The organism is Rheinheimera nanhaiensis E407-8, from assembly GCF_000296695.1.
GTDB lineage: Bacteria > Pseudomonadota > Gammaproteobacteria > Enterobacterales > Alteromonadaceae > Alishewanella > Alishewanella nanhaiensis.
In genome coordinates this window covers 99,172-116,154 of the sequence record NZ_BAFK01000009.1, presented here as the reverse complement: position 1 = coordinate 116,154, position 16,983 = coordinate 99,172, and the positions used below count along the sequence as shown (strand labels likewise).

Below are 16,983 nucleotides of genomic sequence, written 5' to 3'. Positions count from 1 at the left end.
GTTACTCGCTCCAGTTAAATGGCACCGGCCATAATTTTTGTTGTTTGCTGTAGTTCTGCCACAAGTTGGCGTAGGTTTGCCCGCTGCCTGGATGTAGCGCATCGGGGGCAAGTTCCGCCAGTGGCCACAATACAAAGGCATTTTCGGTAATTTCAGCACGCGGCAGCTCCACCGGTTGCTGACAAATCAGCTCATCATAGGTCAGTAAATCCAGATCCAGCGTGCGGCCACTGAATTTGGCCGCGCTGCGATCGCGACCAAACTGATCTTCAATCTGCTTAAACAGCGCAACGCACTCTGCCACCGACAACAGCGTGTCTGCAGCAGCAACCAGATTATAAAATGGCTCACCGACAAAGCCGACCGCTTCACTTTCGTACACCGACGATAACTGCACGGCGCCAAACTGCTGCTTCAGGGCCTTTACCGCCGAGCGCACATGATAATCACGACGGGTATTGCTACCAATACTGATGTAAATACGCGCCATTAACTGCGGCTCCGCACTATTTGCACGCCCACCGTTTGCGCCTGCGGTACAGCGCCGGGTTTAGTTACCGTAACATCAACCTTACTGGTGGCAAACTCAGTCAGCAGCATGCCAGCCACCCGCTCAGCCACGGTTTCTATCAGCTCGATCGGCTGCGCCGTAATCAGCGCAGTAACTTTGCCGGCAATAACGGCATAATCCAGCGTCAGGCGAATATCATCGTTAGCCGCCGCCGCGCGCACATCGGTATGCAGCACCAAATCCAGAACCAGACGCTGCTGAATGGTTTTCTCCCAGTCGTAAACGCCGATTACGGTGTCTACTTGTAGCTGTTTTATAAAAACTATGTCCATTCAGTTACATCCGCATTGCGTTATTTCTCGTTTCAGGTAGGCTGGTCGGATAGGCAAAACCGTGAAAACCCTATATTCTGCTGGCGTTTCGCCGGGATGCAATCTTAACGTAAAAACTGGTGCTGAGGAACCGCCTTAATGACCCCGCTGATTGGAATTATGATGCTGGCAGCCTATCTTTGTGGCTCCATTTCGTCGGCAGTGCTGGTCAGCAAGCTGTTTCGCTTACCCGACCCCCGCTTACATGGCTCGGGCAACCCCGGTGCTACCAACGTACTGCGTTTAGGCGGTAAATTACCTGCCGTGCTGGTGCTGGTGTTTGATATTTTAAAGGGCACTATCCCGGTGTGGGGCTCGTACTTTTTACAGATAGAACCGCTGTATCTGGGCCTGATTGCCATTTGCGCTTGCCTGGGCCATATCTTCCCGCTATTTTTTGGTTTTAAAGGCGGCAAAGCCGTTGCCACCGCCTTTGGCGCCATGATGCCGATTGGGCTGGATTTAGCCGGTTTACTCATTGGCAGCTGGCTGATTATCGTGGCGCTAAGTGGCTACTCATCACTGGCCGCTATTTTAACCGTCAGCCTGGCGCCGCTATTTACCTGGTTTATTAAACCGCTGTACACCCTGCCGGTGTTAATGCTTAGCGTGCTGATTATTTTACGCCACCGCGAAAATATCGTGCGGCTATATCAAGGCAAAGAGAGCAAAGTCTGGGATAAAACCAAGCGCATTCGGGAGTAAACGTCAGCTCAGTATGAGCTTTCGGTTTAAACCGCCGGCAATTCCTGCATTGGCCAGCGCGGCGTAACCCCAATGGTTAAATCCTGCTGCTGACCGGCCGCTAAGCGGTAGTAGCCCGCCAGTGCGATCATGGCGCCGTTATCGGTGCAAAACTCTTTGCGTGGGTAAAACACCTCGCCACCATGACGCTTAAGCAGCTTGGCTAATTGCTCACGTAGCGAGGTATTGGCACTGACGCCACCGGCAATCACCAGCCGGTTATAACCGGTTTGCGCCAGCGCCCGCTCACATTTAATGACCAGGGTGTCTACCACCGCCTGCTGAAATGAAGCAGCAATGTCCGCCTGCACCTGGCTACTGTTGCCCTCTTTGGCAATCACATTCGCTGCCGCGGTTTTTAAGCCACTAAAGCTAAAATCCAGCCCGGGCCGGTCGGTCATCGGCCGCGGAAACTTGTACTTTTTGCTGTCGCCCTGCGTGGCCAGTTTGGCCAGCAGTGGCCCGCCCGGATAATCCAGCCCCATTAATTTCGCGGTCTTATCAAAGGCTTCGCCGGCCGCATCGTCGATAGACTCGCCCAGCAGCGTATAACGGCCAATACCTTCTACGCCGACTAACTGCGTGTGGCCACCGGACACCAGCAGCGCCAAAAACGGAAACGGCGGCGGGTTGTCTTCCAGCATCGGGGCCAGTAAATGGCCTTCCATATGGTGCACCGCCAGCGCCGGTTTACCCCAGGCCAGCGCCAGTGAGCGGCCGATGGCCGCCCCCACTAGCAGGGCACCGGCCAAACCCGGGCCGGCAGTATAGGCCACGCCATCAATACTGGCCGCGTCGCAATTGGCTTCACGCAGCGCTTGTTTAATCAGCGGGATAGTTTTACGGATATGATCACGCGAGGCCAGCTCCGGCACCACACCGCCATAGTCGGCATGCAGCGGGATTTGGCTATACAGCACATGGCTAAGTAAACCCTGCTGGTCGTCATAGATGGCAATACCGGTTTCATCGCAGGAGGTTTCTATACCTAAAACTCGCATCTGGGCCTCAAGTCCGCTAAAATGGCGGCCATTGTAGCGGCTCTGTACCTGCAGAGCCAGAGGATCGGATTTAGATCGCAGAATTGCTTTACATCGCCCCGGCTTTTTGCGTAAAATGCCGCACCATTTTTAATCGTATTGGTTTCGAGATAACCAATTTGGCCCTGAGGTGAGAATTTAATGCCTGTTGTTAAAGTAAAAGAAAACGAACCCTTTGACGTAGCTTTACGTCGTTTCAAGCGCTCATGCGAGAAAGCGGGTGTATTAGCTGACGTTCGCGCGAAAGAATTCTACGAGAAGCCAACCTGGATCCGTAAGCGTAAAAAAGCAGCAGCTGTTAAGCGCCACGCTAAGAAGCTGTCTCGCGAAAACGCACGTCGTATCAAGCTGTACTAAGCTATACCGCTTAGCGTACCCGCTTTACGACTACGGCACTGCCCGCTGGTCTGCCAGCAGCTAAAAGCCGTACTGATATTATAAAGTTGATATCTGCATACCGTGCCCGCAAGGCACGGTTTGTCTTTTTCTGAATTACGCCGAAGGAAAAAGGTGGCAGGACAAATTCCAAAACAGTTTATCGACGAGTTGCTGGCCCGCACCGACATCGTCGAACTGATTGACCAACGCGTACCGCTGAAAAAAGCCGGTAGAAATTACGCCGCCTGCTGCCCGTTTCATAGTGAAAAATCACCGTCTTTTACCGTCAGCCCGGATAAGCAGTTCTACCATTGCTTCGGCTGTGGCGCCCATGGCAACGCCATCAGTTTTATGATGGAGTTTGAGCAGCTGGAATTTGTCGAAGCCATTGAAGAGCTGGCCCAGCTGCATCACCTTGAAGTACCGCGCGAAAAAGGCAGCGGCCGTGCCCGCCCTGCCGCGCAGGCTGATGATTACCAGTTAATGCAACAGGCAGCCAGCTACTACCAGCAGCAATTACAACAACACCCCGACAGCCCGAAAGTGCGCGATTACATTGCCAAACGCGGCCTAAGCGACAAAACCGTAGCCGACTTTGCCTTAGGCTATGCGCCAGAGAGTTGGGATGGCCTGCTAAAGCAATTAAGCCCGGTAAACCAGCGTGCGCTGCGCGACCAATTGGTAGAACTTCGGCTGATTAACCGCAACGATAATGGCCGCGAGTATGATTTTTTCCGTGACCGCTTAATGTTCCCTATTCGCGACAAACGCGGCCGGGTCATCGCGTTTGGTGGCCGGGTGCTGGGCGATGGCACACCCAAATATTTAAACTCGCCGGAAAGCCGCCTGTTTCATAAAGGCCGTGAGCTGTACGGCTTGTATGAAGTGCGCCAGCAGCCGGGCCATGTTGAACAAATACTGGTAGTCGAAGGCTATATGGACGTAGTGGCACTGGCCGAGCATGACATCCGCTTTGCCGTGGCCTGTTTGGGCACCGCTACCACTTCAGACCATATGCATACGCTGTTTCGCTACACGCCCAAAGTGGTGTGCTGTTATGACGGTGACCGCGCCGGGCGCGATGCGGCCTGGCGCGCGCTGCAAAGCGCCCTGCCGCAGTTAAAAGACGGCGTAGAGCTGAACTTTGTGTTTTTACCCGACGGTGAAGACCCGGACTCGTTAGTACAACAAGAAGGCAAAGACGCCTTTTTGCAGCGCATAGCCAAGGCGATGCCGCTGAACCAATATTTTTTCGAGCACCTGCTGCAAGAACATGATCCGGCCACCGATGCCGGTAAGTCGGCCTTATCGGTGAAAGCGGCCGAGCTGATTAAACAAATTCCCAGTGAATATTACCGCGACAGCTTAAGCGATAAACTGGCTAACCTGCTGGGTAAAAGCCGCGAACGTACTAAAACAGCGGCTACGCGGGCACCCAACCGGGTTAAGCCGGCAGCGATTAAAATAACGCCGATGCGCCGGGCTATTGGTTTATTGCTGCAAAACCCCAACTTAGTCAATGTTATGCCCGACGCGCCCGAGTTAGCCGATGCCGACATTCCGGGTATGGCATTACTACTGAGTTTACAGCAGCGACTGCAGCACAACCCGCAGCTGACGACCGCCCAGCTGATTGAACAGTGGCGCGATTTACCCGAGCACAGTTTTTTAATGACACTGGCCAGCTGGGAGCATCAGATAGAGCCGGAGCAACTGTCGCAGGAATTTATTGATACCTTCCATTTTATTGAAGATCAGTACCTGCAAAAGCAACTGGACGAGCTGGCAATACGGGCAAAACTGAATCAGCTGAGCAAAGCCGAATGGCACAAATACAACCTGCTACTGCAGGCGCTGAAAAGCAAAAAACCAAAGCTTGCGACCTAATGCGGCTGGCTAGAAAAGCCGCGCTTTGTTATAATCGCTAGTTCGCAATTTTACATTAATCAACATTGGTGGAAGATAAGTCTCTATGGAGCAAAATCCTCAGTCGCAGTTAAAACTCCTGATCCTGAAAGGTAAAGAGCAAGGTTATCTGACTTTTGCCGAGGTGAATGACCACCTGCCGCAAGACATTATCGATTCAGATCAGATAGAAGACATTATCCGCATGATCAATGATATGGGTATCCAGGTGTTTGAAAGCGCCCCTGATGCCGATGACCTGATTATGTCTGATGCCACCACCGACGAAGACGCGGTTGAAGAAGCCGCCCAAGCCTTGGTCAGCGTAGATAAAGAGCTGGGCCGCACCACCGATCCGGTGCGGATGTACATGCGTGAAATGGGTACCGTTGAGCTTCTGACCCGCGAAGGCGAAATTGACATTGCCAAACGCATTGAAGACGGTATTAACACCGTACAAAGCTCAGTGGCCGAATACCCGGAAGCCATTACCTACTTATTAGAACAGTGGGACAAATACGAAGCGGAAGAAATTCGCTTAAGCGACATTGTTACGGCCTTTATCGACCCGAACGACATTGACGAAGCGCCTATTGCCGGCAGCCACATCGGTTCAGACGTGCCGGAAGATCAGCTGGACGATGATGACGACAGCGATGATGATGACGACAGCGACGGTGATTCTGACGACGGCGACAGCGGCCCGGATCCGGAAATGGCGCGGCAAAAGTTTGCTGAGCTGCGCACCCAGTACGACATTACCCGCAACTCTATTGTGCAAAACGGCCGTGAGCATGCCACCACGAAAACGGAAATTGAAAAATTAAGCGAAGTGTTCCGCTGTTTCCGTCTGGTACCCAAGCAGTTCGACCGCCTGGTTAAAAACATGCGCGAAATGATGGATCGGGTACGGGTGCAGGAACGCATCGTGATGAAGCATTGCGTTGAATACGCCAAAATGCCGAAGAAAAACTTCGTTAAAGCTTTCACTGGCTTCGAAACCTCCACCGCCTGGTTAGATGCCGAAATTGCGGCGAAAAAGCCGTATTCGGAAAAACTGGACGAGCATAAAGACGAGCTGGTACGCAGCATTGAAAAGCTGAAGAAAATTGAAGAAGAAACCGGTTTAAGCATCTTTAAAATTAAAGATATTAACCGTCGTATGTCGATTGGTGAGGCCAAAGCCCGCCGGGCGAAAAAAGAGATGGTGGAAGCCAACTTACGTCTGGTTATCTCTATTGCGAAAAAGTACACCAACCGTGGCTTACAGTTCCTCGATTTAATTCAGGAAGGTAACATCGGCCTGATGAAAGCGGTAGATAAATTTGAATACCGCCGTGGTTATAAGTTTTCAACCTATGCCACCTGGTGGATCCGGCAGGCCATTACCCGCTCAATCGCCGACCAGGCCCGCACCATCCGTATTCCGGTGCATATGATTGAAACCATTAACAAGCTAAACCGTATTTCACGGCAGATGCTACAAGAAATGGGCCGTGAGCCGTCACCGGAAGAGTTATCAGAACGCATGCAAATGCCAGAAGATAAAATTCGCAAGGTGCTGAAAATCGCCAAAGAGCCAATCTCAATGGAGACGCCGATTGGTGATGATGAAGACTCGCATCTGGGCGACTTTATCGAAGACAGCAGTGGTGAGTCACCGCTGGACTCAGCCACCATGGAAAGCCTGAAAAACGCCACCAACGAAGTGCTGGCAGGCTTAACTGCCCGCGAAGCTAAAGTACTGCGCATGCGTTTTGGTATTGATATGAATACCGACCACACGCTGGAAGAGGTCGGTAAACAGTTTGACGTAACGCGTGAGCGTATCCGTCAAATTGAAGCCAAAGCCCTGCGTAAGCTGCGCCACCCGTCACGTTCAGAAGTGTTAAAAAGCTTCCTCGACGAGTAAAGTACACCGGCAGTATAAAGGCGCCTTTGTGGCGCCTTTATTATTTCTGTGCGGATAAGTTTAAAAAAACAGCAGTTAAGCGGCATAAGCTCAAGAAGCCGGATGACAAAGCCGGTAAAAGTTTTTATACTGCCTGCCGCTTTCAAGCGAATGGCCCCATAGCTCAGTTGGTTAGAGCGCTCGACTCATAATCGATCGGTCGCTGGTTCGAGTCCAGCTGGGGCCACCATTTCAAGCTTCGCTTTCATGCTCTCCCTCAGCGGACTATTCCCTCTTGCAGCTAAAGCTGCTGCGCGTTCAACTCGCGCAAAACGATGTTTTGCCACAGCGCTCGTTTCACCCAGCTGGGGCCACCATTTCAAGCTTCGCTTTCATGCTCTCCCTCAGCGGACTATTCCCTCTTGCAGCTAAAGCTGCTGCGCGTTCAACTCGCGCAAAACGATGTTTTGCCACAGCGCTCGTTTCACCCAGCTGGGGCCACCATTTCAAGCTTCGCTTTCATGCTCTCCCTCAGCGGACTATTCCCTCTTGCAGCTAAAGCTGCTGCGCGTTCAACTCGCGCAAAACGATGTTTTGCCACAGCGCTCGTTTCACCCAGCTGGGGCCACCATTTCAAGCTTCGCTTTCATGCTCTCCCTCAGCGGACTATTCCCTCTTGCAGCTAAAGCTGCTGCGCGTTCAACTCGCGCAAAACGATGTTTTGCCACAGCGCTCGTTTCACCCAGCTGGGGCCACCATTTCAAGCTTCGCTTTCATGCTCTCCCTCAGCGGACTATTCCCTCTTGCAGCTAAAGCTGCTGCGCGTTCAACTCGCGCAAAACGATGTTTTGCCACTGTGCTCGCTTCACCCAGCTGGGGCCACCATTTCATACTTACCAACCATCCTGTCTTTTGAAAAATTTTCTAAAACGCTGTTAGCACTGCCCTATGCTTTGGCTTACACTGGAACACGTCCTGTCTTAGTTGTGATTACCGTTTATTATGCTGTCACCTGAACTGCCGTTAAACGAAGCTGAGCGCTTGCAAGCGCTGTATGCCACCGGGCTGCTGGATAGCCCGGACAGTGCTGAATTTGATCGTTTTACCCGTCTGGCGCAGGCGCTGTTTGGTTGTAAAATTTCGCTGTTTACCCTGGTTGATGAAAACCGGCAATGGTTTATGTCACGCCAGGGTATCGCGTTAAAGGAAACGCCACGTGATGTGTCGTTCTGCGCCCACGCCGTGTTTGATGACAAGGTGTTGTATGTGCCTGACGCCAGAGCGGATGCACGTTTTGCCGATAACCCACTGGTGACCGGCCAACCGGCAATCCGCTTGTATGCCGGCGTGCCGCTGCATTCGGTCGAAGGGCTGCCGCTGGGTACGCTGTGTATTATTGATGACATACCGCGCGAGTTGAATCAGTTACAACTTACGCTACTGCAAGATCTCGCAGCGCTGGCCGAGGCAGAAATTGCCCGCAGCAGTTTACAAAAACAAGCACAGCAGCTGGCGCAGGATAAAGAGGTGTTGGAGCATCAACGCCAGCGGTTATCTGCTTTTATTGAAGGCTCACGGCTGGCTACCTGGGAGTGGAATGTGCAAACCGGTGACGCCATGTTTAACGGGCGTTGGGCCGAAATTATTGGTTATGAGCTGCACGAATTGATGCCGCTTAGCGTTGAAACCTGGCTAAAACTGGTCCACCCGGCAGATAAAGCCCGCTCTGAGCGGCTACTGCAGCGCCATTTTGATGGAGAGCTGCCATTTTACGAACTGGAATGCCGTATGCAGCACAAGGCCGGACATTGGGTATGGATTTTAACCCAGGGCAAAGTCATCAGCCGCACCGAGCATGGCGCGCCACGCATTATGGCCGGCACCCATCAGGACATTACCGAGCGTAAAGCCAATGAAGAAGCCATTACCGAAGCGTTCAGCTTATTGCAGCGCGTGTGCCGCAATGCCGGCTTGGATATTAGTCACCTGAATAGCCGTTAACAGGCGCACTTTTGTTGTAGGAACCTGCATGAAAATTGTTGTACGAAGCTTACTCACCGGCCTGGCCATAGTGCTGCCACTGATTATCACCATTGAATTAGCACGCTGGCTGCTGAACCTGGTAGAAAGCAGCCTGGCCCCGGCGCTGCAGTGGGTACTGCCCAGCCACTGGTATCTGCCGGGCATGGCGATCCTCAGCTTTATGCTGCTGTGTGTTGCTATTGGTTACAGTTCGCGCTGGCGGGGGTTTAATTGGTTGTGGCAACTGCCAGGCCAGGTATTACTAAAACTGCCCGGTACCAAACAAATTTACGGCATGCTGCAGGATATTATTGATTTAATGGCCGGCAAAAACTTCGCCGATGGCTCAGTGGTGATGGTAAAACTGCCACCCTCAGATATTGAGCTGATTGGCATTATTACCAAACAAGGCGGCCAGAGTGATGATCGGATGTCAGCGCTAATGCAGGACGACCAAATCGCGGTGTTTATTCCAATGGCTTACAACGTTGGCGGTTATACCGTGATAGTGCCGCGCAGCTGCACCCGCAATATTGATATGAAGCCTGCCGAAGCGCTGCAACTGGTATTAAGTGGTGGCTTAGGCAGCAACAAAGCCCCGGGCCATCGCCACCAGCAGTAAGTTACGGCTAGCCGAGCAACATCCACAGCGCCACGCCAAACATCAGGCTGGCGCCGATGCGGTTTAAATACTGCACCCGGTTGGTTTTACTAAAAAACAACGCTAAGGCTTTGCCGCCACTGGCATACAGCAACATAGAACCAAATTCCAGCAGCAAAATAACTGTCACTAACACCAACAGCTGCGGCCAGAACGCCAGCTGGCTATCAATAAAAGGCGGCAACAGCGCCATATGAAAGGCCCAGCCTTTAGGGTTAGACACCGCGGTAATAAAACCCTGGCTAAACAAGGTACGCCGCGCCAGCCTGGCGGGCAGTGCACCCGGCTGTGGCAGGGCCAGCTTGCCCTTAGCACGCCACATTTGCCAGCCAATCCAGGCTAAATAGGCGGCACCTACTAACTTAAACCACTGAAACAACGTCGGAAACTGCAGCATTATCGCCGCCACACCGCACACCGCCAGTATCGCTACCAGCGCCACGCCCAGCATTTCGCCCCACATCATCCACAAGGTGCGGCGCACGCCCTGGCTCATGCCCAGCGTCATCGCCAGTGTCATGCACATGCCCGGTGTCACCGAGACAAACAAAAACGTTGGAATAAACGCGCCCAGCAACGCCAGATTAACCATAACCACCTCAGCAGCAAACTGGCGCTATTTTGGCCGGTTGCAGCAGCGCCAGCAAGGGCTTTAAGCGGGGTTTTTAGTCAACCAGGCGCAGTGGCAACATTATTTACAAAGCGGTTTTATTGCGATGGTAAGCAAGAAAAGTAGGAACGCCATTTGAAGAGGTTTTATCAAAGTTTACCAAACGTCAGAAAGGCGAAAAGCCCCGATGTTACTCACCGAGGCTATAGCGCCGACCAGCCCCCCAATATAGTTGCACCTAATAGCGAGGCTAACTCAACAAAGATCGGCCGCGACAGCGGCTATTGCGTTGATAGGCTTGACGCAAAAAGCTCGCATACTGCTGAATGCGTACTGGGTTGAGAGTCAGACGCGGAGAAAGCTTGGCCATGTAAAAAAATCAGACTTGCTCCTCTGGATATTCTTGAAACGACCTGCGGGTCGTCACAGGGTATATAACCAGCTTGCTGTAAACGCTCTTGTAATAACGCAGGAATAAAATACGCCAGTAGCAAGGTCGCCATAAACCAACCAATAACCAGTTGGTTGCTCCACCTGATAACAAAATGTTGTTTGTTTCTGCGCCCGACAAACTGTACCAAACTCAATAGCCAGAACACCGACATCAGCAGCAAATAGCCGATGCCGGTATCCAAGGGGATCACGGGCTGCTTACCAGCAAGCTCAGATGTAACATTCACAATATCACGCACAACATAGGCTACCACCAAAACTGCAACCAGGTTAAATAGCAGAAAAACCCTCTGTGCAACTTTCGGAGACATTAATAACCTCTGATCCCATGACAGGGGCCAAATAAACACGGAATCAACTGAGGATTGTCCTCAAGGTATCTCAAATTACGGCTTGTTTCATACTTAATTTCGTCCAGCATTATACCCATCCGGGCATAAGCTTTAATCAGAGCCTGCGTCGCACCCAGACGCTGATCTATTTTATCGAGAACAAAACCTGCTAACACGCCAACCGCAATTGCAACGACAAAAGGCGCCGCTGCAACACTTCCGATCACAGCTGCTGAGCCAACAGCTAATCCGGCTGCTGCGCCAGCAAGCGTGCTTAAACCAATTTTAACCAAGTCAGTGGTGATAACGCCCAACATCTCAGACAACAATGCGGTATCTCTAATTACGTAATCAAAAATCTCTATACCGACAGATAAAACAGCAGTAACTACAAAGCCTCCTTTGGCAGATTTCACAATTCCCTTTGGCCCAACAGCCATTCTGACAACGGTCGGATTGTCCGCCAAATATTTAGTTCCTTTCAGTACACGTCGCTCACCGGCTTTGCCTTTAAAAATAACATACTGCTTATTGCCATATTTTTTAAGCACTACCTGACCTGGTTTAAAGCCACCCACTTCATGTATCAGCTTTGCCGCTTTTACGGCGTCTAACACTGGGATAACCTGTTGAGCTACCAGCTTGGTATTACTTTTTAACTCAAGGTGTTCTTTTTGCAGATCTTCAGCAGGCACTACATGCAGTATGTGTTCATTGTGCTGCAATTCACGTACAAGATCCTGTTGTCTGTTTGTCATCTCAGTCGTCCTTTTTAGTCACACTCTGTCGAATATCCGCTGATTTCCAGCCAAGCATTGGCTTTTTCAGGGCTACGCGGAACACTAATTCCACGGCAATAAAAATAACTGACCAGCTGTGCGGCTTTAGTATGCCCGTCTGTTGCCGCGCTGAGATACCAATTGAAAGCTTGTGGTAAATCCGCTTTAACAATCACTCCGGCATCATAAATTTTGGCCAACGCAAATTTAGCATCGGTAAGTCCGCTTTGTGCTTGCTGAGTCAGGTGTTGAATATATTGCGATACTGAAACTTCGTTCAGTTCACCATTGTTGCCGGTAACGTAAAAGCTGTCTGGCGCTTCAATAGCTGACGCGAATTCAGATTTTCGAAACCAGTCCAGCGCAGTAAACTGGTTTTGGTTTACACCTTCCCCGTTTTCATACAACACACCCAGCTCCCACATAGCCTGAGCATGATTAAGCGCGGCTGCGTTTGTGAAATGAGACAGTGCCGCCTGATAGTCTGCATTTTTGGGCTCATTTTTAGCAATTAAGCCAAGATAATATTCCGCTTCAACAGAGCCCTGCTCTGCCGCCAGCAAAAAACCGGCTTTAGCTTTTGTATAATCACCATTATAAAAAGCATGCTGCGCAGCGTTAACAGCTTCGCTGTTCTCAGCTACGGCCAAGCTGGCTGTAAATAAACTAAAGATAAGAAACACAGATTTGATCATTGTTCTTTGCCCGACAGGCATTTTTCCAGAAAAATATTTAACCAATAGTAAACAATTCATTCATTAATCGCCATGAGAAAAGTAAATTTCTACCGAGCTGTCGAATCCAGCCCCGCTACTTCGACTAAGCTGTGATACGTCAAACTAATGCGTTTTACACAGGAGAATCAAAATGTCAGGCAATACCGTAACCCTGCACCGGGTAATAAAAGCCACACCAGAGCGGTTATACCGCGCTTTTTTAGATGCCGATGCCTTAGCCAAATGGTGCCCGCCGCATGGATTTACCGGCAAAGTACACAGCATGGACGCCCGTGTCGGTGGTGGCTATAAAATGTCGTTTACCAATTTTAATACCGGCCAGAGCCACAGCTTTGGTGGCACTTATCTGGAGCTAAAACCGAACGAGCTAATCCGCTATAACGACCAGTTTGATGACCCTAACCTGCCGGGCCAGATGCTGGTAACCATTAAGCTAAAACCAGTGTTATGCGGCACTGAGCTGACGATAGAACAAAGCGGTATACCCGAGGCGATACCACTGGAGTTTTGTTATGCCGGCTGGCAAGAGTCCTTGCAACTGCTGGCGCTTTTGACTGAGCCGGAGATTCCGGATCAAGCGTAACGCGCGTCTGTATAAGCCAGCCACACCTTAGCCGGCCAGATGTTTGGCCGGTAGCTCCCCTGCATCCGCCTTGACCATATTACAGAACTTAGTACTCAAGTTTGTACGTTTTCATTGCCTGATAGTACAAACATTGGTACTATCCATTTATTCCGTTTTAGATGTAACAGTTAAAGAGCGGTATGTTGAAAAATAGGAGCTAAAGCGAATATGAACATTCTTACTGTTAGCGAAGCACGGGCTAACTTTAAGGCGGTTATCGATACTGTACTGGATACTCACGAACCTACGTTAGTGACAAACCAACGGTCTGGTAATGTTGTGATGATTTCTCAGGAAGATTACAACGCCATGCAGGAAACGCTGTACTTACTCAGTACACCGAATAATGCAAACCGTTTACGGGAATCGGTAGCTCGCATTAAAGCCGGCACCTTCGAGGTGAAGGAACCCTTTTTAGATGAGCAAGAAACTAACTAAACCCGGCGTGGCCTTTGACGCCAATGCATGGGATGACTATCAATATTTTAAGCAGTACAACAAAAAGCTCAGTGTCCGTATTGATGAGCTGATCAAAGAAGCCATGCGCTCACCGCTGGAAGGTAAAGGCAAACCAGAACGGTTAGTCGGCGACTTCGCCGGCTTTTACTCACGCCGGATAGACCGCGAGCACCGCCTGGTTTACACCTACATCGACGGTTATCTGGTAATAGCGCAGTGTCGGTTTCACTATTAAAAAACGGGAAACGGGTCTGGGCTAACTTTAGCCAAAAAGTGCGACTCCATTTTCCACAAACAAAGGTTGTCATTTGACAACCTTTGTTTGTCCAACTAGGATCGATAAGGACTGCACATGCCAGGCAGATCAAACGGGTTGTAGACAATTGCACGGCATTACGAAACCATAACTTTGAGGGTTAACCTGATGACACTATACGAGTTTACCTTAAAGTTTACTTTGCCAGATGCGAAGCAAAACGCCGAAGCGTACATTGCCGCCCTGGCGCAGGCAGGCTGTGATGACGCCCTTATTGGTATCGGCCAGCCAGGCCGCATAGCACTGCAGTTCAGCCGCGACGCCAACAGCGCTTTTGCAGCAATCACCTCTGCCATTAAAGACGTTAAAACTGCCATTCCACAAGCCAAACTTACTGAAGCCACACCTGACTTGGTGGGTTTAAGCGATATCGCTGATTTACTCGGCTTTAGCCGGCAGAATATGCGCAAACTTATGTTAAACCACACGCAAAGCTTCCCCGCCCCGCTGCACAGCGGTGGCAGCAGTATCTGGCATTTGGCCAAGGTGCTTAACTGGTTTAGCCAACAACAAAATAAAGCAGTTGCGCCTGAAGTTGCGGAAGTGGCGCAGGTAACCATGCAAGTCAATATCGCCAGAGCACTAAGCGAGCTACAACCCGACACCCGCCAGGAGTTTATGCAAATTCAGGAAGAGTTGGCGCAGTATCGCTGATGAGTATCAGGCATTGCCCTAACTCTCTGGACTTTCCCTAAAGTTTGCACTTCGACTTGTTATGTTCTAGATTGGGTATTCGGTACAACCTGATAAATATTAAGAACTTCAATTACTTTTGAAAATAGTTCTTTGTTGGCCAAAATAACAAGAAAGGGATGCCACTTTGCGACAGCAGAATTTGTTAATTTTGATCTGCCACCCGTTTATTAAAGTGAAAGGACGCACTCATGTCCACACCCGATGGTAAAAAAGACAATGTGAATCCAGCGGATATCAGAAACAGAAGTCGTGCCGCCGGGTTCGATCTACTAAAGACAACGGTAAGCTTGGCTAGTGGAGGAGTTGGCGTGTTCTTTGCCATGATGACAAGGGATTCACAACATTTCGATGAAGCGGAAAAACTTGTTCTTTGGATCACAATTGTCTTTATGGTGATTGCAGTTTGGGCAGGGCTTCTCGCTTGGGCAATGGACGCCATATTTTATAAGCGCTGGGCTGATGTGCTACGTAATAAACCAGGATCATCTTGGAAGGCTCGCGAATCCGCAAAGATCTGGAGAGGCCGGCTCATCACTATTCTAGTCTTTAGCTTTGCATTAGGCGTGACCGCTGCTGGATTATTCGGTTTTTTACGGGCCTGACATACAAAGACTATTGTTTTGGGTGTCAACGATCTTTATTTACTCATTGCTGCCATTAGGGTTATAACGAGCTGGCCGCTTTGTGCCATAAGCGGTCGTTGCAGCAAGAAATTGCATATCAGTTCTATCGCTACTTCCCGAACTTTAGGAGCATCAACAGAGTTACTGAGAGTTTTCAGTAACATCCTATTGTAAAAGGCGTGTACACACGGTAATTTGTTGAAATTAGGTACGATGTGTAGTTATTTCTCAGTTAACGTATCAGGAGTTACTGAGAAGTCTACATAATTACTGTTAGGCATCACTCATGCGTTTATCAAAGAAACCATTGAAAGCATACGAATGCTGGATTAATCAGCATTCTTGGTTAAGCCATCACCATTTTGACAAAAAACGTTTTTTTGAATTTGTGGATACATTTATTCGTTATGGTCGCAGGCATGTATCAGGTGAAGAGCTCCGAGACGATATAATGCGTAAATATGCCTCATACGGTGATCAACAGGAACTCATTGAAGAATCTACATACTACGGTCAACTCTTCGATGATTTGGTTAGCTTTGCTAAAGCAACGGGTAGGTTACGCAATGCCTAACAAGTCAAAGCAGCAAGGGTCTGCGACCGGGACGCGCTAACGAGCGCCACTGTTTGAGGCGTTATTTGCCATGGAGCTATCAATGACAGATGAAGAAGAAAAGGGATACGGAGCAATCTTAATAGACACATCAATTTTTGATGGCAATGGTCTCCGGCTTGAAAAAGGGTTACTTGGTAAACTGTCGCAGTTCAAACAAAGCCCAATCGTGTACATCTTTCCTGATGTGATTAAAAACGAGGTCTTAAGTCATTTAGAAAGCAAAATCAAAGTTTCAAGAGCTGCGTTAGAGAAAGCGCTTAACGATGCCGGAGACCATCTATTTTTTGAAAGCAGTGAGTTAAATGATGCCAAACAGACATTAATAGCTAGCAAAGAGGTTGATGGTTTAGCTGATAGTAGAGTAAATAATTTTATAGAGGTAACCGGCGCTCTGGTTCTAGATTGCGGTGATTACGTGTCTGTATCTGAGCTTCTTGCAGGATACTTTTCTAGCAACCCTCCATTTGCAGAAACTGGAAAGAAAAAGAGTGAGTTTCCAGACGCAATTGTTTTAATGGCCGTCGAGACTTGGGCTGAGCAAAATAATTTAAATGTGCTAGCCATCGCAAAAGATGGGGATTGGGAAAATTATTGCGCAAAATCTAAACGCATTGACTACCAAGAAGATCTCTCAAAGGGACTTGCTGTCTTTAATAGAGCTAATGCGCCGTATGCATTACTGGTTAACTTGGAAAAAGCGTTGCATGAAAACAATGCGGAAGATTTTCTTTCAGAAGTTGGAGCAGGGTTAGAATCTGCATTAAATGGAATAACGCCAGATCAAGATGCTGATTCACATCTCTATTGGGAGCCAGAAGGTTGTCATGCTTGGTTCAAAGAATTTGAGCTACTGGAGAATGAATTCAGATTAGTTGATAAAGATGATGATAGGATTGTCTTAGAGGCTATGGCAAAAATTACTATTGAAGCGGAAGGAGAGTTCTCTCTTTCGGTTTATGACTCAATCGACAGAGATCATGTGTATATGGGGGGTATCACTGCAACCACCATTGAAGATTTTGAATCAGAAATCTTAATTACAGTATCAGGCGACTTAAACGGACCAATCGACGAATTGAAGGTTGAGGATGTTGAAGTAGTGAGTCCGATCCGCTCAATTAACTTCGGAACTATTGAGCCAGATTATGGTGAAGATTACTAGAGTGGTACATTACAAAGCACTGCTACGGAAAATATACTCGCTATCGCTAGCA

General features: G+C 49.5%; 20 protein-coding genes and 1 tRNA gene. 14 read left to right on the top strand and 7 right to left on the bottom strand.

The genetic code is table 11. From position 1 onward, the window contains the following. Position 1: 1 nt before the first annotated feature. Positions 2-490: a 2-amino-4-hydroxy-6-hydroxymethyldihydropteridine diphosphokinase gene (gene folK / locus RNAN_RS09455; protein ID WP_008221170.1), complete on the bottom strand. Its 489-nt coding sequence runs from the start codon at positions 488-490 to the stop codon at positions 2-4. Further along, complete coding sequence (gene folB, locus RNAN_RS09450) at positions 490-843, bottom strand: dihydroneopterin aldolase (RefSeq protein ID WP_008221169.1); 354 nt, start codon at positions 841-843, stop codon at positions 490-492. The genes folK and folB overlap by 1 nt, the downstream gene beginning before the upstream one ends. A 138-nt stretch (positions 844-981) precedes the next feature. Between folB and plsY the strand changes: the two genes are divergently transcribed. Further along, positions 982-1,587 carry a glycerol-3-phosphate 1-O-acyltransferase PlsY gene (gene plsY, locus RNAN_RS09445; protein ID WP_008221167.1) on the top strand — a complete coding sequence of 202 codons (606 nt, stop codon included), beginning with the start codon at positions 982-984 and terminating at the stop codon, positions 1,585-1,587. Positions 1,588-1,613: 26 nt separating this feature from the next. Here the strand turns inward: plsY and tsaD are convergent, their stop codons facing one another. Beyond that, complete coding sequence (gene tsaD / locus RNAN_RS09440; RefSeq protein ID WP_008221164.1) at positions 1,614-2,627, bottom strand: tRNA (adenosine(37)-N6)-threonylcarbamoyltransferase complex transferase subunit TsaD; 1,014 nt, start codon at positions 2,625-2,627, stop codon at positions 1,614-1,616. Between the two features lie 180 nt (positions 2,628-2,807). Here tsaD and rpsU point away from each other — a divergent pair, with 180 nt between their 5' ends. From rpsU to RNAN_RS09410, 6 genes are all read left to right on the top strand, one after another. Further along, a complete protein-coding gene (gene rpsU / locus RNAN_RS09435; protein WP_027671378.1) occupies positions 2,808-3,023 on the top strand; it encodes a 30S ribosomal protein S21 in 216 nt (71 codons plus the stop codon). Positions 3,024-3,176: 153 nt separating this feature from the next. Next, positions 3,177-4,931: a DNA primase gene (gene dnaG / locus RNAN_RS09430; protein WP_008221163.1), complete on the top strand. Its 1,755-nt coding sequence runs from the start codon at positions 3,177-3,179 to the stop codon at positions 4,929-4,931. An 85-nt stretch (positions 4,932-5,016) separates the two neighbouring features. Continuing rightward, positions 5,017-6,861, top strand: coding sequence for an RNA polymerase sigma factor RpoD (gene rpoD, locus RNAN_RS09425; RefSeq protein WP_008221161.1), 1,845 nt, complete (start codon positions 5,017-5,019; stop codon positions 6,859-6,861). A 152-nt stretch (positions 6,862-7,013) separates the two neighbouring features. Then, positions 7,014-7,090 (top strand) — tRNA-Ile (locus RNAN_RS09420). A 752-nt stretch (positions 7,091-7,842) separates the two neighbouring features. After that, on the top strand, positions 7,843-8,841 hold the full coding sequence (locus RNAN_RS09415; protein WP_008221158.1) for a PAS domain-containing protein: 999 nt from the start codon (positions 7,843-7,845) through the stop codon (positions 8,839-8,841). 28 nt (positions 8,842-8,869) lie between these two features. Then, entirely contained in the window at positions 8,870-9,484 is a 615-nt protein-coding gene (locus tag RNAN_RS09410; protein WP_008221157.1) for a DUF502 domain-containing protein, read from the top strand. Positions 9,485-9,491: 7 nt separating this feature from the next. Here the strand turns inward: RNAN_RS09410 and RNAN_RS09405 are convergent, their stop codons facing one another. The 4 genes from RNAN_RS09405 to RNAN_RS18685 form a co-directional block, all read right to left on the bottom strand. After that, the gene (locus RNAN_RS09405; RefSeq protein WP_040551948.1) at positions 9,492-10,115 is read right to left on the bottom strand and encodes a LysE family translocator; all 624 of its coding nucleotides are present in this window, start codon (positions 10,113-10,115) and stop codon (positions 9,492-9,494) included. A 299-nt stretch (positions 10,116-10,414) separates the two neighbouring features. Continuing rightward, a complete protein-coding gene (locus RNAN_RS09400; RefSeq protein ID WP_040551947.1) occupies positions 10,415-10,897 on the bottom strand; it encodes a hypothetical protein in 483 nt (160 codons plus the stop codon). Further along, positions 10,897-11,676, bottom strand: coding sequence for a hypothetical protein (locus tag RNAN_RS18690; RefSeq protein ID WP_008221153.1), 780 nt, complete (start codon positions 11,674-11,676; stop codon positions 10,897-10,899). The genes RNAN_RS09400 and RNAN_RS18690 overlap by 1 nt, the downstream gene beginning before the upstream one ends. A 14-nt stretch (positions 11,677-11,690) precedes the next feature. Continuing rightward, complete coding sequence (locus RNAN_RS18685; RefSeq protein ID WP_081502283.1) at positions 11,691-12,452, bottom strand: tetratricopeptide repeat protein; 762 nt, start codon at positions 12,450-12,452, stop codon at positions 11,691-11,693. 112 nt (positions 12,453-12,564) lie between these two features. Between RNAN_RS18685 and RNAN_RS09385 the strand changes: the two genes are divergently transcribed. The 7 genes from RNAN_RS09385 to RNAN_RS09355 all read left to right on the top strand — a co-directional run bounded on the left by RNAN_RS09385 (position 12,565) and on the right by RNAN_RS09355 (position 16,931). Beyond that, positions 12,565-13,017 (top strand): SRPBCC family protein, encoded by a 453-nt coding sequence (locus RNAN_RS09385; RefSeq protein ID WP_008221151.1) that lies wholly within the window; start codon positions 12,565-12,567, stop codon positions 13,015-13,017. A gap of 210 nt (positions 13,018-13,227) precedes the next feature. After that, positions 13,228-13,497 (top strand): type II toxin-antitoxin system Phd/YefM family antitoxin, encoded by a 270-nt coding sequence (locus RNAN_RS09380; protein ID WP_040551946.1) that lies wholly within the window; start codon positions 13,228-13,230, stop codon positions 13,495-13,497. Continuing rightward, entirely contained in the window at positions 13,478-13,753 is a 276-nt protein-coding gene (locus tag RNAN_RS09375; protein ID WP_008221144.1) for a Txe/YoeB family addiction module toxin, read from the top strand. The genes RNAN_RS09380 and RNAN_RS09375 overlap by 20 nt, the downstream gene beginning before the upstream one ends. A gap of 189 nt (positions 13,754-13,942) precedes the next feature. Continuing rightward, positions 13,943-14,488 carry a helix-turn-helix transcriptional regulator gene (locus RNAN_RS09370; protein ID WP_008221143.1) on the top strand — a complete coding sequence of 182 codons (546 nt, stop codon included), beginning with the start codon at positions 13,943-13,945 and terminating at the stop codon, positions 14,486-14,488. 230 nt (positions 14,489-14,718) lie between these two features. Then, positions 14,719-15,132, top strand: a complete 414-nt coding sequence (locus RNAN_RS09365) for a hypothetical protein (RefSeq protein ID WP_040551945.1) — start codon at positions 14,719-14,721, stop codon at positions 15,130-15,132. A 307-nt stretch (positions 15,133-15,439) separates the two neighbouring features. After that, positions 15,440-15,727 carry a hypothetical protein gene (locus RNAN_RS09360; RefSeq protein WP_040551944.1) on the top strand — a complete coding sequence of 96 codons (288 nt, stop codon included), beginning with the start codon at positions 15,440-15,442 and terminating at the stop codon, positions 15,725-15,727. Positions 15,728-15,809: 82 nt separating this feature from the next. Then, positions 15,810-16,931, top strand: coding sequence for a PIN domain-containing protein (locus tag RNAN_RS09355; RefSeq protein WP_008221141.1), 1,122 nt, complete (start codon positions 15,810-15,812; stop codon positions 16,929-16,931). Positions 16,932-16,983 lie beyond the last annotated feature (52 nt).